The organism is Streptomyces sp. WAC 04229 (assembly GCF_003947455.1).
Lineage (GTDB): Bacteria > Actinomycetota > Actinomycetes > Streptomycetales > Streptomycetaceae > Streptomyces.
Genome location: NZ_QHJH01000425.1, coordinates 1 through 791 on the forward strand (window position 1 = coordinate 1; position 791 = coordinate 791).

Annotated in this window: 2 pseudogenes; both read left to right on the plus strand. The window is 67.5% G+C overall.

The window, feature by feature from the left end:
- Positions 1 to 605, plus strand: a pseudogene (locus DMH12_RS38670) (alpha-1,4-glucan--maltose-1-phosphate maltosyltransferase); the annotation flags it as partial.
- Positions 602 to 791: pseudogene (locus tag DMH12_RS38675) on the plus strand (trehalose synthase); the annotation flags it as partial. The pseudogenes DMH12_RS38670 and DMH12_RS38675, both read left to right, overlap by 4 nt.

Consider the following 791-nt stretch of genomic DNA (forward strand, 5'->3'; position numbering starts at 1 on the left):
TCGCCAACACCCCCGACATCCTGCACGCCTACCTCCAGACCGGCGGCCGCCCCGCCTTCGAGGTCCGCGCCGTCCTCGCCGCCACCCTCTCCCCCACCTGGGGCATCTACAGCGGCTACGAACTGTGCGAACACACCCCCCTGCGCGAAGGCAGCGAGGAATACCTCGACTCCGAGAAGTACCAGCTCAAACCCCGTGACTGGGCCGCCGCCGCCCGCGAGGGCCGCACCATCGCCCCCCTCGTCACCAAGCTCAACACCATCCGGCGTGCGAACCCGGCACTGCACCAACTGCGCGATCTGCACTTCCATCCCACGGACAAGGAGGAGGTGATCGCCTACTCGAAGCGGCAGGGGTCGAACACGGTTCTGGTGGTCGCCAACCTCGACCCCCACCACACCCAGGAGGCCACGGTCTCGTTGGACATGCCGCAACTCGGCCTGGACTGGCACGAGTCGGTGCCGGTGCGCGACGAGCTGACCGGCGAGACCTACCACTGGGGCAGGGCCAACTATGTGCGCCTGGAGCCGGGCCGTTCGCCCGCGCACGTCTGCACGGTTCTGCGACCGTCCCACCCGCAGATCGGAGGGTCACCCACCATATGATCGTCAACGAGCCCGTGCCGGACACCTTCGAGGACACTCCGGCCAAGGACCGCGATCCCGACTGGTTCAAACGAGCCGTCTTCTACGAGGTCCTCGTCCGCTCCTTCCAGGACAGCAACGGGGACGGCGTCGGCGACCTCAAGGGACTGACCGCCAAGCTGGACTACCTGCAATGGCTGGGCGTGG